This window comes from Pseudarthrobacter sp. NamB4, assembly GCF_005796185.1.
GTDB lineage: Bacteria > Actinomycetota > Actinomycetes > Actinomycetales > Micrococcaceae > Arthrobacter.
The window spans coordinates 56,439-80,233 of record NZ_VAHM01000006.1 but is presented as its reverse complement, the minus strand read 5'-3'; the positions used below and the strand labels follow the sequence as shown (position 1 = coordinate 80,233).

Here is a 23,795-nt window from a genome sequence, read left to right as displayed (position 1 = left end):
TAACCACATTATTCATTGGCGTGAGCCACAAACGGCCCGCCTGAACCCTCCGCACCTGACCTCCCGCGGCTAGTTTTGCTTCACAGCCCGGAGCAGGAGCGGACATACCGGAAGGGGTCACCATGGCAGAAGCACCCATCACCGGACCACGGCGTCCACTGCTGTACGGGACGGCACGTCCTGCGCTTGCCGGCAGCCTGGCAGGCGAACATCCTGTCCCGTCAGTTTCCCCCGGCCCGCGCGGGACGTTCCGTCTTGTGCCACCGCCGGCGGGCCGCAAAGCGTCAGCGGACTGGATTGCCGTCCACATCAACCTCTTGCGTGCCGCGGACTCGGTTCTCATCGCCGGAGCCGTCGCCCTCGGCTACCACTTTGCCAGTCCGGGACTTCTGAGCAGGACATCGACGGCTGCGGGAATCATGGCCAGCATGGGGCTGGCACTGGCCTGGATGGCAGCACTGGAAATTTACAAGACACGCGATCCCAAGGTCCTGGGTGTCGGTGCGGACGAGTACAAGCGGGTCGTTACGGCCACCTTCCGCCTCTTCGGACTGATCGCCATTGCTTCCGTCGTTTTCTCGATTCAGAGCGGCGCCACGATGTTCGCGGTTTCTCTCCCCGTGGGTATCGTGTCGCTCACCGCAAACCGCTGGTTCTTCCGTCGCCGGCTTGCGGCGGAAAAAGCCAAAGGACGGCATCTGTCACGCGCAATCGTTGTGGGTGAGCCTGAGGACGTCCGCTACGTTGTGCACCAGATCGAGAAAAAGTCCGGACCCGTCTACAAGATCCTTGGCGTCTGCCTCCCTGGTTCACGCCGTGGTGCGAGGCTGCGGGTGGACGAGCAGCTGGTGCCCGTGCTTTCTTCCACGGACGACATTGCCCGGACTGCCCGCCTCGCCGAAGCGGATGCCGTGATAGTTGCCGGGCCCCTCCCGGGCGGAAACAAGTTCATCCGGGAACTGGGGTGGAAGCTGGAGGAGTGCTCTGCCGAAATGGTGCTGGCCGCGACCCTCACGAACGTCGCGGGCCCCCGTATCCATTGGCGCCCCGTCGAAGGGCTTCCACTCATGCACGTGGATATCCCCCAATACTCGGGTGGAAAACACGTGCTCAAGCGGGTGATGGACGTGGCACTTGCGGGTACCGCGATCATCGCACTGTCGCCACTGCTGTTGCTCCTTGCCGTCATCGTCCGGCTGGACAGCCCGGGTCCCATCCTGTTCCGCCAGGACCGCGTCGGCAAGGGCGGGCAGACGTTCGGCATGTACAAATTCCGCTCCATGGTGGTGGATGCCGAGGCGCGCCAGACCGTACTGCACGAAACCAATGAAGGTGCAGGGGTCCTGTTCAAGATGCGCAATGATCCCAGGGTTACGCGCTGCGGCCGCTGGATGCGCAAGTACTCTCTCGACGAACTGCCGCAGCTCTGGAATGTGGTTCTCGGCGATATGAGCATGGTGGGCCCGCGGCCTCCCCTCGCACGGGAAGTGAGCGGATACGAGCGGCACACCCACCGGCGCCTCCTCATAAAGCCCGGCCTCACCGGCCTCTGGCAGATTAACGGGCGATCCGACCTGTCCTGGGACGAGGCCGTGCGCCTGGACCTGTATTACGTCGAAAACTGGTCAATTCCAGGTGACCTGCTAATCCTGTGGCGGACTTTCCGTGCCGTCATTCAGCCTTCAGGCGCCTACTGACAAAGAGGAAGAGAATGGAACCTTTCGCTACGGACAACAGCCATGGCAGGGAACACGTGAGCGCCGACAGGTTGCGGATTGCAGTGGTGGGCGCAGGTTCCCGGGGAGCGGGCATGGCCGAAACTCTCCAGGCCAGCCCCGACTGGGACCTGGCGGCCATCTGTGACGTGGACTCCCGCCGGGCGGGCAACGTCTCGGAGAGGCTCGGCGGCACGCCTTGGTTCGAGGCCATTGATGAGTTGCTGGACAGCGTGGAGGTGGACGCGGTGGCGATCGCCACCCCCCTCCGTGCCCTGTTTGGAACCGGGATGACTGCACTGCGCGCAGGCAAGCATGTCCTGGTGGAGCAGCCGCTGGCGGACAGCCTGGAGCGCGGGCAGGAGATGGCTGCCGAGGCCGATGCCAGGGGCGTGGTCCTGATGGCCAACAAAGCCCAGTGCTTCGAACCTGCTGTGCAAAAAATGCAGAAGCTGGTGGGCAGCGGATCCTTGGGCGACATCCTCTTTGTCGAAGCGGTGCGGACCGAAAGCAACCTGGCCCGGACTGACCGGGACGTCTTTTGGGACCTTGCCCCCGATAGTCTTGCCCTCCTTGACTACGTCTTCACCGGGCGCCTCAACCCCCAAGGAGTTTCGGCACTTGGCGGTGACCCGCTGGGAACCGGGCGGGATTGCGTTGGCCACGTGAATTTCCGGCTTCCCAACGACGCCACGGTGCACCTGCACGTCAACAATCTGAGCCGCGTGAAAAGCCATCAACTGGTCATCGCAGGTTCGCAGCTTGTCCTGGTCTGGGATGCCATGCTTCAGGACGAACAACTGGGCATCTTCGATGCTGATTCATCCGTGCAGCAGCGGCGCCGGTCCCCCTACTGGGCAGAGCCTGGCGCGCTTCAGGTCGCGGCGGAAGATGGGCCGGTGCCCCCGTTCGGGCAGGAGGCGCGGGGGCGAGTGGCTGCTGAGTTTGCCCGCCGGGCCGGGGCGCAGCAGAAAATGCCGTCCACCAATACCTCCGGCCTGCGCGTGCTTGGGATGTTGGAGGCTGTTGCCCGCAGCAGGAGCCTTGAAGGCCAGGCGTCAAGCATCCATGTACCAGGACCGGAGGACGACGATGGTCAGCACACTCCGGACCGATGGCTTGAAAGTGTTTTGTGGTCCAGGTGACACAACAGCCGGTCTTCGTCCTGCTCCTCCTAGGAAAGATGGTGCCCCGTGGCCACTGAATCAGCCGTTGCCCGCATCGACGTCATGAAGCCCTGGCTGGGACAGGAGGAAGCACGCGCCCTTGCCGAAGTCGTCTTCTCCGGCTGTGTAACCCAAGGCCCGAAGGTCAAGGAATTCGAGGACAAGTTCGCTGCGGCCCAGGGCGCCCGTTTCGCGGTGGCGACGTCGAGCTGCACCACGGCGCTGCATCTGGCACTGGTAGTGGCAGGAATCGGCCCGGGCGACGACGTTATTGTGCCTTCACTGTCCTTCATTGCCACAGCGAATGCCGTCACCTACGTCGGTGCACGGCCGGTTTTTTGCGACATCGACCCCATTACCGGGAACTTAACAGCGGAAACCATCCACGCTGCCCTGACCCTGGACACCCGTGCAGTGATAGCAGTGGATCAGGGCGGAGTCCCGGTTGACCTGGACCCCATCCGCAGACTTTGCGACCGGCACGGCATTACGGTCATTGAAGACGCGGCCTGTGCGGTGGGCTCGCAGTACAAGGGCAAGCCGGTGGCTGCCGGAGCACACATAGCCGTCTGGTCCTTCCACCCAAGCCAGATACTGACCACCGGTGAAGGCGGGATGCTGACGACTGACCGCGCGGACTGGGCCGCCCGTGCCAGGGCCCTGCGGGGGCACTCAAGCAACCTGACAGCCCTCAGCCGGGAAGAACTGTTCCTCTCACCCCGGGAGGTCTGCCTCGAAATCGGCTTCGACTACCGCATGACTGACCTGCAGGCAGCGGTGGGAATTATCCAATTGCGGCGCCTCCCGGAAATGGTGGAACGACGGCGGAAGATAGCGTCCACCTACATGGAAGCCCTGTGTGGCATCAAAGGACTGAGGATCGTGGCCGACCCCCCGTACGGCTCATCCAATTTCCAGTCACTCTGGCTCGAAGTCCTACCGGGGTTCGGGAGCACCTGCGAAACATTGCTGGAAAGGCTTGCTGACGCAGGCATAACGGCCCGCCGGGGATCGTACGCGGCCCACCGCCAGCCCGCCTACCGCTGGCGGGACAGCGGCAACGCCAGCCTTCAGAATACGGAACGGCTGAGCGACCGTACCTTGGTCCTGCCCGTGTTCCACGAGATTGACTCGGCCAGCATCAACCGCGTCATTAACGTCATTCGAAACGCAGCGCATCCGGTGGGCGTATGAGCGAGCTGATCCTCATTTCGGTGAGCGGACTTGCCCGCGAAGTCCTGGCCATGGTGCGAAGCAGCGGCCAGTACGACGTGGTTGGACTGCTGGACGATGACCAGGAGCTGGCGGGCGTCATTGTGGACGGGGCGCCGGTCCTGGGAAGCATTGATGACGCGGCCAACTACCCGCACGCCTTCCTCTTGGTTTGCCTGGCGTCCGGGAAGGCACGGGAGGCCGTGGTGGAGCGCCTCACCTCCCTGGGGATCCATGAATCGCGGTATGCCACAGCGATAGATCCTTCCGTACAGTACCCAGAGGGGTGCCGCATTGGCCGTGGAAGTATCCTGCTGCGCAATGTGACCCTCACCACGGCCGTGACCCTGGGATCACACGTGGTGGCAATGCCTTCCGTAACGCTCGCTTATGACGACGACGTCGCCGACTTTGCGACGTTTGCCGCGGGCGTTTCACTGGGCGGCGGCGTCCGGATAGGAAAGGCGGCATCCCTGGGAATGAACTCCAGCGTCCGTGAAAGAACATCGGTGGGCGACTACGCCACCGTAGGCATGGGCGCAGCGGTACTCAGCAACGTTCCGGACGAAGAGACCTGGGTTGGCGTTCCTGCGCACGAGATTGAGCCCTCAATTTTCACCTTCACAAAGGAGCCCAAGCCCTAGGAACCCGTCCGGTAAAACACCTCCGTCACGGCGGCGAGACGCCGCGGGTCCTCCACCCCGCACAGCTCCCGGGCCGAGTGCATGGAGAGCAGCGGAATGCCGACGTCCACTGTGCGGATTCCCAGCCGGGTTGCCGTCAGGGGACCGATCGTGGAGCCGCACGGGATTGCGTTGTTGGAGACGAACTCCTGGTACGGCACCCCAACCTCGCCGCAGAGCCGCCCCCAGAATGCCGCACCAGTGGCGTCCGTGGCGTAGCGCTGGTTTGCATTGATTTTCAGCAACGGGCCGCCGTTCAGTACAGGATGGTTGGCGGGGTCGTGCCGCTCGGCGTAGTTCGGGTGAACGGCGTGGCCGGCGTCTGCGGATACACAGAATGACGCCGCCAGGGCCTGCCGCCGCTGGCCCACCGAGGCCCCAAGTCCGTCCGAGATGCGCATCAGGACATCTTCGAGGATTGGGCCGCAGGCACCCGAGCGGGAGTTGGAGCCGATTTCCTCATGGTCAAAGGCTGCCAGGACAGCAATGGGCCCACCCGGAGCAGCGTCCGAGGCACTGGAGGATGACAACGCCCCGGCGTGCGCAACCAGCGCCACCAGCCCTGCATGCGTGGATGAAAGGTTGTCCAGCCGCCCTGCTGCAAAGAACTCCCCCTTGCCCCCGAAAACCGCGGGGGCCTGCGTGTCTGCAATGACGACGTCGTACCCGCCCACGGCAGAAGGATCTACGCCGCCATCAGGCACGCGGGACGCCAGGAGCTCCAGCAGGTCAAAGTCCGCAGGGTTGCCCAGCCCCCACACGGGATTCATGTGGCGCTGCTTGTCCAGGGTGAGCCCCTCGTTGACCGTGCGGTCCAGATGGATGGCCAGCTGGGGGAACCGGAGCAGGGGGCCGGTGGCGGTGAGGTGCTCAGTGCCGTCCTTCATCACCAGCCGGCCCGCGAGCTGCAGTTCCCGGTCCAGCCACGAGTTCAGCAGGGGCCCGCCGTACACCTCCACGCCGGCCTGGAGCCAGCCGTGCACGCCCGTGGTCGGCTTGGGCTTCAGCTTGAAGCCGGGCGAGTCGGTGTGGGCACCCAGGATGTTGAAGCCGGTTGTCGGCCCCGAACCTTCCGGAACCGCCCAGGCAATCAGCGCACCGTCCCGGATGATGAAGAACAGCCCCGGCCCGCCCTCCCACGGCTCCATCTCGTCCAGGCGGGTGAAGCCCGCTTCCTCCAGCCGCCGCCCCGCCTCATGGACGGCGTGGAAGCTCGACGGGGATGCGCTGACGAATGCGCCAAGGTCCTGGACGTGGTCTGCGGCGGAAGCTGGGAAAGGCATGGTCCCGAGTCTAGTGTCCACCACCGTCGGCGCCACCAGCAGGCTGTAGCTTCCAGCCACCACGCTGTCCATGACCACCGGGTGCCGGTGCAGCTAGCGGCGGAGCCGCCCCCTGCGCCGTGCCGTGAGTTCGGCGAAGGACGCGTCGGCCTGCCCGGCCGGCGCGTCCGCCCTGCTAGACGTCCCGCTGCTTCAGCGCGGCCATCGCCGCGACCAGGGGCACCACGACCCAAACTCCGAGCCAAGTTGACGCTTGCCATACCTCGAGCGCACCTTCCGCGGGCGCCGACGCGATAATCCGCTGGAAAAGATTGTCCGGCAGGTACTTCCGCGCCTCCTCGAAGAATTCGCCCGGGATGAGCTGGAAGGCGATGGGGACTACGAAGAAGAGCCCCACCAGGGACATGATTCCGCCTGCGGAATTGCGCAGCAGGGTTCCCAGGGACATGCCGATCGCCGCTACCGCCGCCACATAGATCCCGCTGACCAGCAGCAGGCGCCGGGAGTGCTCGGTGCCAAGGTCGATGTCAAAGCCGTAGTTCTCCAGGATGGGACTGGCTGCCAGATAGGCGAGGAAGGAGGACGCCACGGTCACCACAAAGGCGCACACCGTTACCACCAGCAGCTTGGCAACAAAGGCGGGCGTGCGTTTCGGAACAGCCGAGAAGGTTGACCTGGCCATGCCCGTGGTGAACTCCGAACTCATGAGCAGAACCGCCAAGGACCCCATGATGAGCTGGGCAAAGGCGATACCCGACGTCGGAATACCGGACGTCAGGTCTGCCCCCTGGGCAGCAAAGGCCGCGGCAGCCTGCCGATCGCTCTTCGAAGCTTCGGAGAACTGCCCGACGCCCCACGCGTTGAGGGCTGCGAAGCCAACCATTACCAGCACCGTTGATGCCACCAGGATCAGGGTGGAGAGAAGGGTCCTGAACTTGATGAATTCAGAGTGGAGTACACGCGGGAAGCCTGGGCCGGGACCAACCTTGTCCTCCGGGCGGCGGGATTGCAGGGCTGCCGTGCTCATCGGTTTCCTCCAGTCCGGGCAGGCGCCGAAGCACCCGTGGTGATGAGGGAGTGGTACTCCACCTCATCCTTTGTCAGTTCCATGTACGCCTCCTCGAGGCTGGCCTGCAGGGGTGTGAGTTCGTAGACCATGATCCGGTTGTCCAGTGCTGTCCTGGCGATCTCCCGCGGTGGCAGGCCGGTGACCTCAAGAAGTTCGTGGTCCTGGACCTCCACCGAGACGCCGTCAGCCGCCAGCAGGCGCATCAGCTGCTGCGGCTGGTCTGTCCGTACCCGCGCCCGCGACTGGCCCTTGCCCGTGATGATCTCCCCGATAGGGGCATCAGCGATGATCCTGCCGCGGCCGATAACAATCAGGTGGTCCGCCGTCAGCGCCATCTCGCTCATCAGGTGGCTGGACAGGAAGACCGTCCGCCCTTCTGATGCAAGGTACTTGACCAGGTTCCGGACCCACACCACGCCCTCGGGGTCAAGGCCGTTGACGGGTTCATCCAGGATGATGGTCTGCGGATCGCCCAGCAGGGCAGCTGCTATGCCCAGCCGCTGTCCCATGCCGAGCGAAAATCCCTTCACCTTCTTTTTGGAAACCTCACCCAGGCCGGTCATGTCGATGACCTCCTGGACCCGCTTTCTGGGGATCCTGTGTGTCGCAGCCATGACCAGGAGGTGGTTGTACGCGGTCCGGCCGGTGTGGACGGCCTTGGCGTCAAGGAGCGAACCGATCTCACGCAGCGGGGCGGCGTGCTGGGCGAAGGGCACCCCGTTGACCGTCACCGAACCGGAGGTGGGCCGGTCCAGCCCCATGATCATCCTCATGGTGGTGGACTTACCGGCTCCGTTCGGTCCCAGGAAGCCGGTGACGTGCCCGGCCTGGACGGTGAAGCTGACCCCGTCCACCGCGGTTTTATCGCCATAGACCTTGGTCAGTCCTGTTGCCTCAATCATGGGTTGTTCCTTCTGACGGCAGCTGTGCACTGCGGGATGCCTTTCGGAGGATTGGTAAGCACCACGCTACCCACGGCAGGCGAAGATTCGCGCCGGTCTCAGGGATGATTCAGGGGAGGTCAGGTACTCCCCTTGAATGACGGGCCCGGCGACCGGCCACCGGGCGCTGTAAACCGTCAGGAATGGGGAGAGTAATAGGTGAGGGCGCGGGGCCGCAGGGTGTATTCAACGCTGCGCACGCCGGCCAGCGCTTCGCCGTCAACCGCCAAGGCCATTGGTGATCCGCCGGCATCGATGCGCACCCTTGTTGCCTCTGACAGGTGGGTAATGCGGGAAGTTGCCACCGTCCCGGTCAGCACTGACCACAGCAGCCGGACCCGCGCAAAGGATTCATCGGCCGTGATCATGCGGATGTCCAGCACGCCGTCGTCCATGACCGGCCGCAGCAAGGGGGCATGGTCGCGTGGGTAGTAGCGGCCGCGGCCGACGTAGGCGATCCATACTTTGTGCTGCCTGCCGTCCACGGTCAGTGTGGTGGGGGTGCCCGCAGAGAAGGTGCGGAGCATCGCCACCACACCGGCAAGTGGCTTTCCCAAGGCTGGCTTCAGCTGCTCCCGCCGGCGAACGAAGTTGGGGTAGAGGCCCACGCTGGAGGTGTTCAACATGGTCAACCGGGCCCTTTCCGGTTTGCCGGGCAGCCCCCGCTCGACGGTGACGATGCCGATGTCAGCCAGTGCCGCTCCCCCTTTCGACGCGGCGGCCACCGCCCCCTTGAGGCTCCCGGTTCCGGCGTCGCGGGCAAAATGGTTAAGCGTGCCGCCCGGCAGGACCAGCAACGGAAGGGACCGTTCGACGGCGGCAGCCGCCGCAGCCCCGACGGTCCCGTCCCCGCCGTAGACGCCAAGGGCACGGGTTCCAGGGTGGTCGGCTGTCCTCCTGATCTCCTGGAGCAGATCCTCCTCAGGGCGGACGGTATTGATATACGCCTTTGAGAATACTTCTTGGAGCGCGGCGGCGGTTTCTTCCGTGAAGGACCCACCGAGGGTGTTGACGACGATACTCAAGCCCTCGCCGCCCGGCAGTTCGGGCGCAGGCGTCCAGGTCCGCGTTACCTGCGGAAAAGCCGGCCGGACCGGCCACCAGCGGCGCGTCAGCAAAGCTGCGCCGGCACCGAGGGCTGAACCGAAGAGGACATCGGAGGGCCAGTGGGCGCCGGTGTGGACGCGGGAATATGCCACGCCCAAAGCTGCCGGGGCCAACAGGGCACCGAGGGCCGGCTGCACCAGCCCCACGCCCGTAGCGAAGGCTACGGCAGACGCGGAGTGGCCGGATGGCATGGAAGAGCTGGTGGGCTGGGGGTGGACAAACCGGAACACCGGGAGGTGCTCCGGAAGCGGTCGGGCCCGGGGGAGCAGCGTCTTGAAAATGCCATTGGTCACCGCGGAAGCGAATGCCTGGGCTATGAGTCCGTGCAGGGCGGCGCGGCGGGTCCGTCCCGGAAACGCAGCCATGGCAGCAGCGGCCGCCATCCAGAGTTTCCCGTGGTTGGCGGACGCGGAGAGCTTCCGGAAAAAGTCGTCATGGTTCCCGCCGGGCAGATCCGATACATGCCGGACCAGGTATCGATCTGCCCGGCTGATCCAACGATGGCTTCCCCGCCATTTGCTCTGCATTCCCTCACCCTACCGCCGGAGCAGGAGCAGGATTGCGGTTGGGCTGGGAGGGCCCACAACTGCGGCGCTACTCCGCCTTAAGGGGCTTGGCCGCACCGGCCAGCAGCAGGGCAAGGAGGATTGGCGCGAGAATGGCCAACAGCGCAAGGTGGATTCCGGTGAGGTCACCCAGGTATCCCAGCAGGGGAGGTCCAGCCAGGAAGGAGATATAGCCCAGGGTTGATACCACCGACACCCTTGCGGCCGCATGCTTTGGATCATCTGCTGCGGCGGACATGCCCATGGGGAAGGCAAGCGCTGCTCCAATGCCCCAGAGGGCTGCCCCGGCGGCAGCAAGCCATACATTTCCGGCGAGCACAAAAAGGCACAACCCTGCAGCCGCTGCCGCCATGCTTGCCCGCAGGACGGCAACCCGCCCGTACTTGTCGATCACCCGGCCACCGAGGAACCGCATGGCGGTCATGGCCAGGACAAAGAGGGCAAACATCAGGGCACCGGTGGACTCCGAGGTCCCGAGCCCATCCACGGAGGCTTTCGCGATCCAGTCGTTGCCTGCGCCCTCGGTCAGGGTGGCACCCAGGACCACGACGCCGATGAGCAGGGTCCTGCTGTCACGCCAGGCGGAGGGTCCCTTGGCCGGCTTGGCCTCGCCGTCTGCGCGAACGGGTGCCGCAATGTGTGGAAGGAAGTAGCGGGGCGCAACCATGGTCACCAGCAGCACTATGCCCACGATGACCAGCAGGTGCAGCGGCAGGCCAACCCCCAGGGTTGAAAGCCCGGCGCCCACGAGTGCCCCGATGAAGGCGCCGCCACTGAAGGCAGCGTGGAACTGCGGCATAATGGTGCGCCGCAGCTTATGTTCCACATCGGCCCCCTCAATGTTCTGGGACACGTCCCACAGACCAATCGCTATGCCAAAAAAGAACAGGGCAACTGCCGTGCCTGCAATCGATGTGGCCTGGAGCGAGAGTGCGATACCGACGCCCGCCAGGGCGGCCAGGAGCCCGCCAAATCGGACCGTGTTGGCGGTTCCAATCCTGCCCACCACCAGTCCTGCCGTGGGCAGTGCCAGCAGCGAACCGATGGCCGTGCACAGCAACAGTGTTCCCATCTGCCCTGACGTGATCTGGAGGGTCTCGGTGACCGCGGGGATCCTTGCGGCCCAACTGGCAAACACCAGTCCGTTGATTCCGAAGACCACAAAAGTGGCTGCCGCGGCCGCTTTCAGCCCCGCCTGCTGTTCCGTACCGGTATTGATGCTCATACACTCACTACTTCCACAGAGTATTCGTCCAGATGCACGCGCTCTTCCGCGCTGAAAACCTTGTCCGTCACCAGGACATCCACCCGTTCAAGGCCGGATACCAGTACCCGGGCCTGCGCATGCCACTTGGAAGCGGCAGCGGCCACCACCACCCTCCCGGCTGACTCCAGTCCCGCCTTTTTCACCGCGGCGTCCTCCAGGTCATGGGCCAGCAACCCGTCCTTGGAGTCCACGGCGCAGGGGGTGACCACTGCGGTGTCGAAGCGGAGGGACCGGATGTTCGATTCGGCGAGGGGCCCCCGGAGACAGAGCTCGCCCGGTATGAGGCCCCCTCCTGGCAGCAGGAGAGCCGGCCTGGTCCCCGCTGTTTCCCCGGCCACCGCGGCATTGAGGGCCTGCAGGGACATGGGCATCAGCGTCAGTTCCCGGCCAGCCAGCTGCCGGGCCACCTCGGTGGCGGTGCTGCCGCTGTCCAGCCAGACATGTTCGCGGGGCCTGAGCAGCGCCGCCACCGCGGCGGCGATCCGCTTCTTAACGTCCTGGTCCTCCAGCTCGCGCTGGCCGTAGCCTGGATTCTCTCCCCGTCCAATCAGGCTCTGGGCCCCGCCATGGATGCGGCGCAGGACGCCGTGGCCTGCGAGTACCTCAAGGTCGCGGCGAATGGTGGCGCCAGAGGCTTGGCACGCCTCGGTCAACTCGTCCACCGTCACTTGGGACCGTTGGCGGAGAATCTCCGCAATTGCCCTCTGGCGTTCTTCCGTCCTCATGATCAAATGATAGCAACCCTTGATCATTTGCCGATAAACTGATCAGACGCTCTCTCCCTTAATGTGTCTTTTACCCGAACGTTCCTGCACGGGTGAGAGAGGGTTGGCCGAAAACGCGCATCAACTGGGAGAGCGTTGGGTCAGCGGGTGCGCTCGACTCGCTTCTCATCCCACACCGGCTCGCTGGACTCGTACACCTTGCCGTCTGCGCCGAACACCAGGAAGCGGTCGAACGTCCGGGCAAACCAGCGGTCGTGCGTCACGGCGAGGACGGTTCCCTCGAAGTGGTCAATGGCCCGCTCCAGCGCCTCCGCGGAGTGCAGGTCCAGGTTGTCCGTGGGCTCGTCGAGGAGCAGCAGGGTGGCCCCGCTCAACTGCAGGAGGAGGATCTGGAACCGGGCCTGTTGGCCGCCGGAGAGGGATTCGTACTTTTGCTCCGACTGGCCTGCCAGTCCGTAACCGTCCAACGCTCCGGCTGCCGCCTCGCGGCCCAGGCCGGACCGGTGTTCATCACCGCGGTGCAGGATTTCCAGCAGCGTCTTGCCCAGGAGGTCGGGCCTAACGTGCGTCTGGGCGAAGAAACCGGGCCGGATCCTGGCGCCCAGCTTCACCGTCCCCTCGTGCGGGACTTCGGCGATCTCGACATCAGACACGGGGAGGTGCTCCCGCTCAGGATCGGTTCCCCCGGTGGCCAGCAGCCGCAGGAAGTGCGATTTTCCGGACCCGTTGGAGCCGAGCACGCCCACCCTGTCGCCGAACCACACTTCGGTGGAAAAGGGCTTCATGAGCCCGGTAAGTTCCAGATTCTCCGCAACGATGGCCCGCTTGGCGGTGCGCCCGCCGCGGAGCCGCATCTGCACGTTCTGTTCGATCGGCAGCGCCTCGGGCGGGCCAATTTCCAGGAACTTCGCAAGGCGGGTCTGGGCAGCGTGGTAACGGTTGGCCATGTCAGAACGGAACGCGGCCTTGTTCTTGTACATGTTGACGAGTTCCTTGAGCTTCACGTGCTCCTCGTCCCACCGCTTGCGCAGCTCCTCGAACCGGGCATTACGGTCCGCGCGCGCCTCAACATAGGAACCGAATCCGCCGCCGTGAACCCAGGCCCCTGCGCCGTTGATTCCCGGTTCGAGCGTTACGATGCGTCCAGCCGCATTGTTGAGCAGCTCCCGGTCGTGGCTGATAAAGAAGACCGTCTTCCTGGATTCGTTCAACTTGTCCTCAAGCCAGCGCTTGCCCGGGACGTCCAGGTAGTTGTCCGGTTCATCCAGCAGCAGCAGGTCGTCGGGCCCGGCGAACAGCGCCTCGAGCACCAGCCGCTTCTGCTCACCTCCGGAAAGGCTCGACGCCGGGCGGTGCTGTGCGCGGTCAAAGGGAAGTCCCAGCGCGGCCATGCACACCTCGTCCCAGACGGTCTCGACGTCGTAGCCGCCTGCATCCCCCCAGTCAACGATCGCCTGGGCGTAGCGCATCTGGCTGGGTTCGTCGTCGTGCTCCACCATTGCCAGCTCAGCCTCGTCCACCTCGCGAGCCGCGGCGGCCAGTGCGGGCGGCGCAGCGGAAACCAGCAGGTCCCGGACGGTGGAACCGTCGCGGACCCGGCCCACGAACTGGCGCATAATGCCCATGTTCCCGGAGCGCCCGATGACCCCTTCGTCGGAAACCAGGTCTCCGGCGATGATCCGGAACAGCGTGGTTTTTCCTGTGCCGTTGGGTCCGATCAGGGCCGTTTTGCTGCCGTCCGGGACCTTGAAGGTCACCCCGTTGAGCAGCTGGGTGCCGTCGGAGAGGAAGTAATCGATGCCGGAAACGTCAATATGGGCCACACGTTCCATCTTCCCACGGCCACCCTTGGAGTTTTTGTCCAGATATGCAGGGCTTGAATGCCCACAGAAGCCTGCATATCTGGACAAAAACACTAGCCTGCGGCGGTGAGGAACTCCTTCAGCAGCGGACCGGACGTAGTAGCCCCCAAGCCGCCATCCTCCACAAAGACGGCAACGGCCAGGTCGCCCTGGACGGCCACGATCCAGGCGTGCGTCTTCGGGGGGTTTTCCTTGCCGAATTCCGCTGTCCCTGTCTTGGCTCCCACAGGCGCGCCGGGCACGGTGGAAAGGAATCCGGCATGGCCCGACGTAACTACGGCCCGCATCATGTCGGCCAAAGAGGCAGCCTCGGCGGCAGTAATCGGCTCGTCGGAGGCAGTGGTCGGCGCTTCTGCCGTAGCGGTGGCGGACGGCTGGGCGGCCGGCGCCGCGGAACCGCTCGTAGTGCCGGCAACTGCAGCACCGCCGTCGGGATTTGTCACCAGCTGGGGTGAGACAGGCGCTCCCTTGGCCACGGAGCCGGCCATCATCGCTGCCGCCAGCGGTGAGAGCAGCACCTTACCCTGGCCGATCATGGAAGCGGCATGCTCCGTCCCGGTCGCCTCGCCGGGAACGGAGCCAAGGAACGCTTCGGCTCCCAATGAGGGCGCTTCGACGGCGATTCCCATGGCCAGTGCCGCAGCCTCAAGTTGCCCCTGTGACACAGTGTCCCGTGCCGCGATGAATGCCGTATTGCAGGAATGGGCGAAGGCATCGCGCAGGCTCACCGAGCCGAGGGAGGTGGCAGGGTATCCCTCGGCGTTCTTGAAGGTGCGCCCGTCCACCGTCAGGGTGGGCGTGCATTGCACCTTCGACTCAGGGGTCAGCCCGTTGCGGAACATGGCCAGCGAGTCCACCATTTTGAAGATTGACCCCGGTGCATACTGGCCCAGCATGGCCGTGTTGTAGCCGTTGCTGCCCGGACCGGACGCTACCGCAAGGACCGCTCCACTGGACGGACGCAGAGCAACGATCGCGGACGCCGGGCCCACGTCCTCCAGGGTGGATTCCGCCAGTGACTGGAACCGTGGATCGATGGTTGTTTTCAGCGGGGTTCCAGGCGTGGGCGCCACTTCAAACAGCACCCGCCGGGGGTCCGTTGCCGCAGTTTCGATCTGCTCCCGTGTGAGGTCAGCGCGCTGGGCGCGGATGACGACGGCGTCAGTCCCCCGGAGCTGGTCATCATACTGCTGCTGCAGACCGCCAATGCCGGTCACGTCGCCGGCGGTCAGGGCGCCTTCGGATGCTTCGATCTGCTCAGCGGTGGCCTCACCCACGGTACCGAGCACGGCGCGCGCGAAGGTGCGGCTGGGCGCCAGCGGAATGGAGCCGGGAATGGCGCGGGCCCCCGGAATGGCTGCTATCTGCTCGTTCGTGACGGTCCGCCCTTCTTCCCGCAGGGTGATCGCGGAAACGAAAGCTTCCGCTCCCGAGGCCTGCACCCGCTGGACGTAGCCGGCCGGGTCAACCCCGACGAGGGCGGCGAGTTTGGTGGCGGAATCGGCCGGATCGGCCCCGCCCAGCTGAGGCTTGTCAATACCGACGTTCACGACGGGCCGGTAGGTGACAAGGGGGACATCGCCCGCTCCGAGGATGTCCGCGCGCGGCGGGGACTGGGCGCCTTTGGTGAGGATTTCGCTGTCCGCCAGCCCTGGAGCCAGTGTGGCGGGATCCCACACGGCGAGCCACTTGTCTCCGGACTTCCTGAAATTCGCGGGGACCGTGTACTTCCACTCTGCGTCGCCGAATTTCCACGTGTAATTCAAGGGTGCGGAGGCGTTGTCCCCGTCAAGGGCCACCTCACCTGCCTGGACCTCCGGCTTTTGTGGCTCCAGAGCAGCGAAGACGCTCCGCAGCTGGTCAGTGGCGGCTGCGGCGTCTTTGCCGTCGAAGGCTACCGGTTTCAGGTCCACCGCGGCCACGGCCGCCGCGTACTGCTGCACGGCTGTTTCCGCGCCGCTCCTCCCGTCGTCGCAAGCCACCAGCGACGTCCCCAAAACAATCACAGCTACGGCAACCGAAATTTTTGTGTTTTTCCCCATGGGGGCCATTATCCCCGGCTTTTGCCCGCCTCTTACCATTCCCGTAACCAAGGGGTGCGCGGATTTACTCGGCTGTGGCCATACCCAGTGCAGGAACAGGCAACTGGAATATGTCCTTCAAGGCATATCTCGCCGCATGGAAGCCGGGCATGCCGGTAACCCCGGGCCCCGGCGGAGTAGAGGAGGAACAGAGGTAGACGCCGGGCAGGGGAGTCCGCCAGGGAACCCGCGACACCACCGGCCGCTGCAGCAGGCCGCGCAGGTCCATGGTTCCGACGCTGAAGTCTCCGCCGATGTAGTTGCGGTTGTACTCGGCCAGCCCGGCAGCGGTGACGGCGCGGGACTGCACCACGAGGTCCCGGAAACCCGGTGCGAAGCGTTCCAGCTGGGCGGTAACGACTTCCGTCATGTCCTCGGTGGAATTGGCAGGGACGTGGCAGTAGGTCCACAACGTCTGCCGCCCGGCGGGTGCCCGGCCGGGATCAAAGCGTGACGGCTGCGCCACCAGGACGTAGGGCTTCTCCGGGTGCCGGCCTGCGCTCACTTCGTTTTCCGAGTGGGCCAGTTCCTTCCGCGTGCCGCCCAGGTGCACTGTTCCGGCATCAGCCAGCCCCGGGGCCTGCCATGGAACAGGTCCTGACACGATGAAGTCCACCTTGCAGGAGCCGTTGCCGTACCTGAAAGCCTCCAGCGACGAGCGGTAGCGGGCGGGCAGGGCATCCCCGGCCATGCGGACCAGTCCACGGGGCGAAACGTTCAGCAGGGTGGCCCGCGCGGCGGGAAGATCCTTGAGCCGCTCAATCGGGGCAGCGGTGTGGATCTGCCCCCCATGGGCACGGATGTCGTCAGCGAGTGCTGCGGAGATGGCAGCAGAGCCGCCGATGGGGATGGGCCAGCCCTGTGCGTGCCCGAGTGCGCCGAGCATCAGTCCGGCCCCGGACGCAGCCAGCGAAGGCTGGTGGGAGATGGCATGCGAGGCGACGCCTGCCAGAAGGGCGGGGGCCAGGTCCTCACGAAACCTGGCGTTCCAGGCCCGGGAACCCTGTTCCATTGTCCGCAGCCCGAAAATTCCGGCTACCAGCGGATTGCGGGGAATCCTTAACAGCTGGTTTTGTGTGAAGTCCATGACGTCGTCGATGTTTCTGACCAGGGGTGCCATCAAGCGCCGGTATGCAGCACCGTCCCTGCCAAGTTCCGCAGCGGTCCTGTCCAATGAGCGGTATGCGATGGCGGCCCGTCCACCGTCCAGGGGTGACGCATAGGAGATGTCAGGGCTGACGAGTTCCACCCTGTTCGCCAGTTCGAACGCCCGGAAGAAGGGCGAGGCCAGGGCCATGGGATGCACGGCGGAGCAGATGTCGTGGAAGTGCCCTGGCTGCATCAGTTCCGAGGTCCGCGTTCCGCCGCCCATGGAGGAAGAAGCTTCGAACACTTCCACCGAAAGCCCGGCACGGGCGATTATCGCCGCTGCTGCCAGCCCGTTCGGTCCTGCTCCGACAACTACTGCATCAGGCATGGGGTGGGGCCTTCCGGAAGAGTAGGGAGTTCTTCGGGTGGAGGAGGTCCAGCCGAAAGCGGTCCGGGGCACCGGCAAAAGGTCCGCCGTGGGGATCGTCCAGGTGGTGCCGCCGAATGGGGTCGTAATTGGGGTCGTAGATGTCCCACGTCACGCGCGCCATCAGGTAGGCCACTGCGGTCATGTGCGCCGCCACCGCCAGCACGTAGTAGGGCATGTCCAGGTTGTGCTGGGAAGAGCCTGCGCTGGTCACCTGTCCAAGGTACATCCAGACAGCGGCCCAGTGCAGGCCTTCGATGCCCTGCCAGACTAGGAAGTCCCGCCACCGGGGCCTCGCCAAGGCCAACAGTGGAATCAGCCACACCACGAACTGGGGGGAGTAGACCTTGTTCGTCAGGATGAAAGCCGCCACGATCAGGAAAGCCAGTTGGGCCAGGCGCGGGCGGGTGGGCGCCGTGAGCGCAACCAGCGCGATGAGGACGCAGGCAAGAACAAAAAAGCCGGACGACAGCACGTCCACCGTCGCAGCGCTCAACTCCTGTCCCCTGGTCCTTTGCAGCAGCAGGTTGACGGCGAACCACGGGGAGCTGTAGCCGGCGTCGCGGTCGGCCGAATACTGGAAGTAGTAGGCCCAGCCCGCAGGGTTCGCGAGGGCGAACGGCAGGTTCACGGCGAACCAGCAGAGGGCCGCCGAACCTGCTGTTTTCAACAGCGGCTGGAAGCGCCCGGTGCGCAAGGAAAGCAGGAGGATGGCGACCAGGATGAGCGGTGGATACACCTGCGCGGCGGTTGCGAGCCCTATGAAGACGCCGGCCAGTACCAGCCGTTCGCGGGAGAAGAGATACATGCCCACTGCAACCAGGGCTAACGCCCAGAGGTCCCAGTTGATGGTCCCGGCAAGCACGATGCCCGGAGCCAGTGCCACCATGGCTGCATCCCACGGCCGCCGGCCTGCCGTCCTCGCGGTGGCCAGGACAGCCACCACGGTGGCGGCCGCCAGAAGCACAGCGTTGATATCGAAATATGCCAGTACCCGCACATCCGAGAGCCCCGCACCGGGGACCAGCCAGGCGGTTATTCCGGCGATCAGGGCGATCAGGGCCGGGTACTCAAACGCGGTGCCGCCGCCCAGGATGGGAAACTGTCCCTCCGCCAGCCCGCGGTTACGGAAAAGCTCGGGAAAGTCGGAATAGCACGTGGCGTAGAACTGGGTGGGGGACTCCCAGCCGTTGGCACGGCAGTACCCCTTCACGAGGATGCCGGCCAGCGCAGCCACTACGGTCAGGATGACCAGTACCCGCTCCACTGTGAAGGCCCCGGGCGACACCATCCCAGGAGCAGCCTTCGACCCAAGAGGTCCGCCCACCAGCTCCGTGAAGTTCCTGAGCAACACGTCGCTCCTGGAGGGAACCACCAGCCGTAACCGTCCTCGGCGCTCCGGCGGTTGGGTCTCCTGCATGCGTTTGAGCTTACCGCCGCCTGGCAGGACCGGCAGATTTCGGCAATGTCCCTTAAAGCCCCCAGCGGACAATAGCGGGAGTCTTTTTGTCCCAGCCGAGGGTGCAGACTTTAGCGGTTCCCAGGATGAAGTGACGGCCCTCTGTGGGTGGCAGTTCCAGCCAGCGGGCGGTGAGGATCCGCGAGAAATGGCCATGCGCCACGATCAACACGTTATCCATCCCGGACTCCAGCACCCGTCCGATGATCTTGTCCGCCCGGGCGGCAACCTCGTCCAGGGTTTCCCCGTTGGGCACGCCATGCGTCCAGATCAGGTAGTCGGGATTGTCCTTGCGGATCAGGTCGGAGCTGATCCCCTCGTAGTCCCCGTAGTTCCATTCGACGGCCAGGGGTTCGTGCTGGGCGTCCGGGAAACCGGCAAGCTCCGCGGTGCGCCTTGCACGCCTTAGGGGGGAGGTCAGGACCAGGTCGAACTCCACCGGGTCCAGAACCTTCCTGGCCTCCACGGCCTGCTGTTCCCCCTCGACGGTAAGCGGGAGGTCGGTGAGTCCGGTGTACTGGCCGCTCTTGGACCATTCCGTCTCGCCGTGGCGGAGGATCCAGAGCTGGGGGCGCGGGGCAAGGGCAGGTACGGTCACTTGGACTCCTCAGAAGGGGAAGGCTCGACGCCGGCCGGAGACTGTCCGGCCACGGGAGCGGCAGGCGTTGATTCAGGCTGTTCCTCCCACCAGCGGAGGAGCCGCGCCTCCGCTTCCTCCACGGGAAGGGGCCCGTTTTCCATGCGCTCGTTGAGCAGGAACTTGTAAGCGCGCCCCACCATAGGTCCGGGCTTGAGGTTCAGGAGTGCCATGATCCGGGCGCCGTCGAGGTCTGGCCGCACAGCGTCCAGGGATTCCTGCTCGCGCAGCGCCGCAATGCGGTCTTCCAGATCGTCGTAGGCGAAGGATAGCCGCTCCGCTTTTCGCTGGTTGCGTGTGGTGACGTCCGAGCGGGTCAACCGGTGCAGCCTTTCCAGCAGGGGACCGGCGTCCGTCACGTAGCGGCGGACTGCCGAGTCGCTCCAGCCGGCATCCCCGTAGCCGTAGAAGCGCATATGCAGCTCCACCAGGCGGGCCACCGCTTTGGTGGAGTCGTTGTCGAAACGCAGCGCCTTCATTCGTTTGGCGGTGAGCTTGGCACCCACCATGTCGTGATGGCGGAAGCTTACCGCTCCGCCCGGTTCGAACCGTCGCGTAGCCGGCTTGCCGACGTCGTGCATCAATGCCGCAAAGCGCAGCACAAAGTCCGGCCCGGGCACGGGGCCTTCGGCGTCCGTCTCCAGCTCCGCTGCCTGCTCCAGAACCTGCAGGGAGTGCTGGTACACGTCCTTGTGCCGGTGGTGCTCGTCGGACTCAAGCCGCAGCGCGGAAACCTCGGGCAGCACATGCTCGGCCAGCCCGGTATCCACCAGCAGGTCCACCCCCACGCGCGGGCGCGCTCCGCAGATGAGCTTGACCAGTTCGTCACGCACCCGTTCCGCCGAAATGATGCTGATGCGGTCGGCCATCCGGGTCATGGCCTGCCGGACGTCGTCGCGGACGGAGACTCCCAGCTGGGCAGCGAACCGCGCCGCGCGCATCATCCGCAGCGGGTCGTCCGAGAAGGAAAGCTCGGGCGCGCCGGGTGTGGCCAGGACCGAGGCGTGGAGGTCGCGGACGCCGCCGAAGGGATCCACCAGCTCCAGCGACGGCAGCTTCAGCGCCATCGCGTTGATGGTGAAGTCCCGCCGGAGCAGGTCATCGGTCAGGGAGGAGCCGAATGCCACCACAGGCTTGCGTGAGTCAGGATCGTAGGCCTCGGCCCGGTAGGTGGTGATCTCGATCTGGAAGCCCGCTTTGCGCATGCCGATGGTACCGAAGGCCCGGCCGATCTCCCAGTAGTTGTCCGCCCACTTCTTGATAAGACCCACGGTCTGGTCCGGCGTTGCGTCCGTGGTGAAATCCAGGTCAGGGGAAGTCCTGCCCAGGAACAGGTCCCGCACCGGGCCACCCACCAGCGACAGCTCATGACCGGCGTCCACGAAGCGCTGGCCGAGCTCCAGGACCACCGGGTCCACCTGGAAATCGACGGTCTGGGAGTCAGTCTTGTGATGTGCGTGCGCCATAGTTACTTAAGCTTGTCAGAAACCAGCGCCGCGGCAGGCCAAAATAGGGTCAAGATCGGGTTGAATCACTCCACCCGCCGCAAACTGCGTCACATGCCGTCCATGTTGGTGTCATGTTCCGGTCATCACGAACGGGGAACAGTCGTTAGAGTGGACTGCATGGCCCATCCAGTACCGAGCGCTCCAGGCAGGAGGACAAACGCACCATTGCCGTCGGCGATCGGTGCGCACGTTGCCCCTGCCCAGCATTCGGCACCGGCCTCACTGCCCACTGTTGAGGAAGTTTCCGCCGGGGGCGTTGTGGTGGACACGTCCGACGCCGAGTTGAGGGTTGCGATCATCGCCCGCCTTAACCGCGGCGGACGTTTGGAGTGGTGCCTCCCCAAGGGCCATCCGGAGGGCAAGGAAAACAACGAGCAGGCCGCTGTCCGGGAAATTGCCGAGGAAACCGGTATCGAGGGCGACATCCTGGCACCGCTGGGAAGCATCGACTACTGGTTCACCGTCAGCGGCCACCGGGTGCACAAGACCGTGCACCACTACCTCCTGCGGGCCACCGGCGGCGAACTAACCATCGAAAACGATCCGGACCAGGAGGCCGTGGACGTGGCATGGGTTCCCATCCAGGAGCTGGCCCGGAAGCTGTCCTTCCCCAATGAACGCCGGATCGCCGATCTCGCCCGCGAAGTCCTGCCCGAGCACCTTTAGCGCGGCCACTGCCCCCGGCATTGCGGTGTTAGGCGCCTGCGGGTGAGACGATGAACTCGATGTCAGCTTCCAATTTTCCTTCCGATCAAGCCGGGCGGCCCGGCGGCACGCCAGATGGCGTGCCCGGCGACGGTGTTCCCCTGGACGGTCCCGCAATGGAGGGCGCAGCCCAGCCCGGTGCGGCTGCGGCCAACGCAGCAGCGGACAGCGCAGAAACCGGCGCTGTCCAAGCCAGCGAAACCCGGTCCAGTGCCATCATGGCGGCCGGAACCCTGGTGTCGCGGTTCCTGGGCTTCGGCAAGACCTGGATGCTCGGTACCGCCCTGGGCCTGGGCTCCACGGTCAATGACACGTTCATCAACGCCAACAACCTGCCAAACCTTATCTTCCTGCTGGTGGCGGGTGGGGTATTCAATGCAGTCCTGGTGCCGCAGATCATCAAGGCCAGCAAGGCTCCGGACAAGGGGGCGGACTATATCAGCCGGCTGCTGACGCTGGCTGTCCTGCTGCTGCTGGGGCTGACGGCACTGGTAACGCTGGCGGCCCCATGGGTCATTGAACTGACCACTCAGGGATACTCGCCGCCGCAAAAGGCGCTGGCCGTGACCTTTGCCTTCTGGTGCCTGCCGCAAATCTTCTTCTACGGCCTGTACGCCCTCCTCACCCAGGTCCTGAACGCCAACGGCGCGTTTGGCCCTGCCATGTGGGCGCCCATCCTTAATAACCTGGTGGCCATTGCCGGGCTGGGCATGTTTATCTGGATCTTCGGCGCCAACGAATTCAATGCCCACACCCTGGACAACTGGGGAAGCACCCAGACTTTGCTGGTTGCCGGATTCTCCACCATCGGGGTGGTGTCGCAGACCGCCATCCTGATGATCCCGGTGCTGAAGCTGAAGCTGGGGCTCCGGCCGCGGTTCGGCTGGCGCGGGGTGGGGCTGGGCAAGGCAGCCAAACTGAGCGTGTGGACCTTGCTGACTGCCGCCGTCGGGCAACTCGCCTTCCTGTACGTCATGCGCATTGCCACCATCCCCGGCGCGGAACGCCTCCGGCTGCAGCAGGCGGGGGACCCCGCGGCGTACATGCTGCCGGGAAACGCCGTCCTGGAGGTGGCCAGCCAGCTCTATCTCCTGCCGCACTCCATCATCGCGCTGTCCCTTGCCACGGTGCTGTTCAACCGGATGACGCGGGCCTCCCAGGACGGTAACCGCGACGAGCTCCGCGATGCCCTCTCGCACGGTCTGCGGACCATGGCCGTGGCCACGGTGTTTGGCGCGCTGGCCCTCTTTGCCCTTGCGGGTCCGCTGGGAATGTTCTTCTCGGGCGGCCTCCGGCAGGACGGCGTCATGCTGGCCCAGACGCTCACCATCCTGGCGCTGAGTACACCGTTCATGAGCGCCAATTTCATGATGTCCCGGGTGTTCTACGCGAATGAGGATGCGCGCACCCCCTTCTACGTCCAGCTGCAGCTGGCAGTTGTCTACGTGGCCGGTGCGTTCGCCATCCAGTTCCTCCCGGTCACCCAGATCATCTACGCCATCGCCGTCCTTTACATGGTGGGAAATATCCTCTCCGTTGTTATCAGTGCGTTCTTCCTGCGGCGTCTCCTGGGCCATCTGGACGGGGCACGGATCGCCAACTCCTACATCCGCATGGGCTGGGCGGCGCTGGGTTCCGCCATCGCAGGTGCCGGGGCATTGTGGCTGATGGGCAGCTACAGCCCCGACGGCTTCGCCTGGCGCGACCGGCTGAGTGCCCTCATCACGGTCATCGTGGTGGGCCCGGTCATGCTGGTGGCCTACTTCTTCCTGCTCAAACTCTTCCGCGTGGCCGAACTCCACGACCTGCTCCGCCCCCTCCTTGGCCGCCTGGGCCGCGGCAATGGCGGCCCACCTGCCCCTGCCGCGGAAGGCGGGACCCCGCCGTCGGACGTTCCCCCTGGTGACCCGTCCGGTGAGCATAGGCGGGCGGCTCCGGAGCGCGCCACCACGTCCGTGGACACGGGGCTTATTCCGCGGATTTCGGGCGAGTTCGACGCTGTTTCCTTCCGCGCCGGGCCGGCTCCGGAGCAGGAAGGCCACCACCACGGGACGCGGCGGAGCCAGCGCACCGACGACGACGGGCAGGATTCTTCCGACCTCGGCTACCTTCCGGGGGAGGACCAGCCCAGCACTGCCCGGGGAGGTTTCCTGCGCGAGCAAATCCCGTTGCCTGGCCGCCGCACCTTCCAGGGGAAGGCCGGAGAGAACCCTTATTTCAAGCCGCGGCGTCCGCGAAAAAAGTGACTTTCCCGCGGCTTCCGGACGTCTTTGTTCCGGGGGGAAGGGGCACA

18 protein-coding genes are annotated in these 23,795 nt (G+C 65.1%); 6 read left to right on the top strand and 12 right to left on the bottom strand.

Features of this window, described 5'->3' with window-relative positions; all coding sequences use genetic code 11:
* Positions 1–122: 122 nt before the first annotated feature.
* The 4 genes from FDW81_RS07455 (at position 123) to FDW81_RS07440 (ending at position 4,737) form a co-directional block, all read left to right on the top strand.
* A complete protein-coding gene (locus FDW81_RS07455; RefSeq protein WP_138133562.1) occupies positions 123–1,697 on the top strand; it encodes a sugar transferase in 1,575 nt (524 codons plus the stop codon).
* A 14-nt stretch (positions 1,698–1,711) separates the two neighbouring features.
* Positions 1,712–2,860, top strand: coding sequence for a Gfo/Idh/MocA family protein (locus FDW81_RS07450; RefSeq protein ID WP_138133561.1), 1,149 nt, complete (start codon positions 1,712–1,714; stop codon positions 2,858–2,860).
* Positions 2,861–2,944: 84 nt separating this feature from the next.
* Positions 2,945–4,075, top strand: coding sequence for a DegT/DnrJ/EryC1/StrS aminotransferase family protein (locus tag FDW81_RS07445; RefSeq protein ID WP_138133695.1), 1,131 nt, complete (start codon positions 2,945–2,947; stop codon positions 4,073–4,075).
* Positions 4,072–4,737, top strand: a complete 666-nt coding sequence (locus FDW81_RS07440) for a NeuD/PglB/VioB family sugar acetyltransferase (RefSeq protein WP_138133560.1) — start codon at positions 4,072–4,074, stop codon at positions 4,735–4,737. The genes FDW81_RS07445 and FDW81_RS07440 overlap by 4 nt, the downstream gene beginning before the upstream one ends.
* Here FDW81_RS07440 and FDW81_RS07435 read toward each other — a convergent pair.
* The 12 genes from FDW81_RS07435 to FDW81_RS07375 all read right to left on the bottom strand — a co-directional run bounded on the left by FDW81_RS07435 (position 4,734) and on the right by FDW81_RS07375 (position 20,755).
* Complete coding sequence (locus tag FDW81_RS07435; protein WP_138133559.1) at positions 4,734–6,059, bottom strand: M18 family aminopeptidase; 1,326 nt, start codon at positions 6,057–6,059, stop codon at positions 4,734–4,736. The two genes, FDW81_RS07440 and FDW81_RS07435, sit on opposite strands and share 4 nt — an antisense overlap.
* Positions 6,060–6,234: 175 nt before the next feature.
* Positions 6,235–7,086 carry an ABC transporter permease gene (locus tag FDW81_RS07425; RefSeq protein WP_138133558.1) on the bottom strand — a complete coding sequence of 284 codons (852 nt, stop codon included), beginning with the start codon at positions 7,084–7,086 and terminating at the stop codon, positions 6,235–6,237.
* Positions 7,083–8,030 carry an ABC transporter ATP-binding protein gene (locus FDW81_RS07420; protein ID WP_138133557.1) on the bottom strand — a complete coding sequence of 316 codons (948 nt, stop codon included), beginning with the start codon at positions 8,028–8,030 and terminating at the stop codon, positions 7,083–7,085. The genes FDW81_RS07425 and FDW81_RS07420 overlap by 4 nt, the downstream gene beginning before the upstream one ends.
* Before the next feature lie 176 nt (positions 8,031–8,206).
* Entirely contained in the window at positions 8,207–9,703 is a 1,497-nt protein-coding gene (locus FDW81_RS07415; protein ID WP_138133556.1) for a bifunctional phosphatase PAP2/diacylglycerol kinase family protein, read from the bottom strand.
* 67 nt (positions 9,704–9,770) lie between these two features.
* The gene (locus tag FDW81_RS07410) at positions 9,771–10,967 is read right to left on the bottom strand and encodes an MFS transporter (protein ID WP_138133555.1); all 1,197 of its coding nucleotides are present in this window, start codon (positions 10,965–10,967) and stop codon (positions 9,771–9,773) included.
* Positions 10,964–11,734 carry a DeoR/GlpR family DNA-binding transcription regulator gene (locus FDW81_RS07405; RefSeq protein WP_138133554.1) on the bottom strand — a complete coding sequence of 257 codons (771 nt, stop codon included), beginning with the start codon at positions 11,732–11,734 and terminating at the stop codon, positions 10,964–10,966. Before FDW81_RS07405 ends, FDW81_RS07410 begins: the two co-directional genes overlap by 4 nt.
* 140 nt (positions 11,735–11,874) lie before the next feature.
* On the bottom strand, positions 11,875–13,557 hold the full coding sequence (locus FDW81_RS07400) for an ABC-F family ATP-binding cassette domain-containing protein (protein ID WP_138133553.1): 1,683 nt from the start codon (positions 13,555–13,557) through the stop codon (positions 11,875–11,877).
* A 92-nt stretch (positions 13,558–13,649) separates the two neighbouring features.
* On the bottom strand, positions 13,650–15,638 hold the full coding sequence (locus FDW81_RS07395; RefSeq protein WP_138133552.1) for a penicillin-binding transpeptidase domain-containing protein: 1,989 nt from the start codon (positions 15,636–15,638) through the stop codon (positions 13,650–13,652).
* Positions 15,639–15,702: 64 nt separating this feature from the next.
* Positions 15,703–17,154, bottom strand: a complete 1,452-nt coding sequence (locus FDW81_RS07390) for an NAD(P)/FAD-dependent oxidoreductase (RefSeq protein WP_138133551.1) — start codon at positions 17,152–17,154, stop codon at positions 15,703–15,705.
* Positions 17,147–18,613 carry a glycosyltransferase family 87 protein gene (locus FDW81_RS07385; RefSeq protein ID WP_138133550.1) on the bottom strand — a complete coding sequence of 489 codons (1,467 nt, stop codon included), beginning with the start codon at positions 18,611–18,613 and terminating at the stop codon, positions 17,147–17,149. Before FDW81_RS07385 ends, FDW81_RS07390 begins: the two co-directional genes overlap by 8 nt.
* A 52-nt stretch (positions 18,614–18,665) precedes the next feature.
* The gene (locus FDW81_RS07380) at positions 18,666–19,250 is read right to left on the bottom strand and encodes a histidine phosphatase family protein (RefSeq protein ID WP_138133549.1); all 585 of its coding nucleotides are present in this window, start codon (positions 19,248–19,250) and stop codon (positions 18,666–18,668) included.
* A complete protein-coding gene (locus tag FDW81_RS07375; protein WP_138133548.1) occupies positions 19,247–20,755 on the bottom strand; it encodes a CCA tRNA nucleotidyltransferase in 1,509 nt (502 codons plus the stop codon). The genes FDW81_RS07380 and FDW81_RS07375 overlap by 4 nt, the downstream gene beginning before the upstream one ends.
* Positions 20,756–20,962: 207 nt before the next feature.
* Between FDW81_RS07375 and FDW81_RS07370 the strand changes: the two genes are divergently transcribed.
* Both FDW81_RS07370 and murJ read left to right on the top strand, forming a co-directional pair.
* Positions 20,963–21,463 carry an NUDIX hydrolase gene (locus tag FDW81_RS07370; RefSeq protein WP_050057127.1) on the top strand — a complete coding sequence of 167 codons (501 nt, stop codon included), beginning with the start codon at positions 20,963–20,965 and terminating at the stop codon, positions 21,461–21,463.
* A gap of 59 nt (positions 21,464–21,522) precedes the next feature.
* Positions 21,523–23,748, top strand: coding sequence for a murein biosynthesis integral membrane protein MurJ (gene murJ / locus FDW81_RS07365; protein ID WP_138133547.1), 2,226 nt, complete (start codon positions 21,523–21,525; stop codon positions 23,746–23,748).
* Positions 23,749–23,795 lie beyond the last annotated feature (47 nt).

Bases quoted from the DNA above. Each gene is read 5' to 3' on its own strand.
- FDW81_RS07455 (WP_138133562.1), top strand. From the start codon at position 123: ATGGCAGAAGCACCCATCACCGGACCACGGCGTCCACTGCTGTACGGG.
- FDW81_RS07450 (WP_138133561.1), top strand. From the start codon at position 1,712: ATGGAACCTTTCGCTACGGACAACAGCCATGGCAGGGAACACGTGAGC.
- FDW81_RS07445 (WP_138133695.1), top strand. From the start codon at position 2,945: ATGAAGCCCTGGCTGGGACAGGAGGAAGCACGCGCCCTTGCCGAAGTC.
- FDW81_RS07440 (WP_138133560.1), top strand. From the start codon at position 4,072: ATGAGCGAGCTGATCCTCATTTCGGTGAGCGGACTTGCCCGCGAAGTC.
- FDW81_RS07435 (WP_138133559.1), bottom strand. From the start codon at position 6,059: ATGCCTTTCCCAGCTTCCGCCGCAGACCACGTCCAGGACCTTGGCGCA.
- FDW81_RS07425 (WP_138133558.1), bottom strand. From the start codon at position 7,086: ATGAGCACGGCAGCCCTGCAATCCCGCCGCCCGGAGGACAAGGTTGGT.
- FDW81_RS07420 (WP_138133557.1), bottom strand. From the start codon at position 8,030: ATGATTGAGGCAACAGGACTGACCAAGGTCTATGGCGATAAAACCGCG.
- FDW81_RS07415 (WP_138133556.1), bottom strand. From the start codon at position 9,703: ATGCAGAGCAAATGGCGGGGAAGCCATCGTTGGATCAGCCGGGCAGAT.
- FDW81_RS07410 (WP_138133555.1), bottom strand. From the start codon at position 10,967: ATGAGCATCAATACCGGTACGGAACAGCAGGCGGGGCTGAAAGCGGCC.
- FDW81_RS07405 (WP_138133554.1), bottom strand. From the start codon at position 11,734: ATGAGGACGGAAGAACGCCAGAGGGCAATTGCGGAGATTCTCCGCCAA.
- FDW81_RS07395 (WP_138133552.1), bottom strand. From the start codon at position 15,638: ATGGGGAAAAACACAAAAATTTCGGTTGCCGTAGCTGTGATTGTTTTG.
- FDW81_RS07390 (WP_138133551.1), bottom strand. From the start codon at position 17,154: ATGCCTGATGCAGTAGTTGTCGGAGCAGGACCGAACGGGCTGGCAGCA.
- FDW81_RS07385 (WP_138133550.1), bottom strand. From the start codon at position 18,613: ATGCAGGAGACCCAACCGCCGGAGCGCCGAGGACGGTTACGGCTGGTG.
- FDW81_RS07375 (WP_138133548.1), bottom strand. From the start codon at position 20,755: ATGGCGCACGCACATCACAAGACTGACTCCCAGACCGTCGATTTCCAG.
- murJ (WP_138133547.1), top strand. From the start codon at position 21,523: ATGTCAGCTTCCAATTTTCCTTCCGATCAAGCCGGGCGGCCCGGCGGC.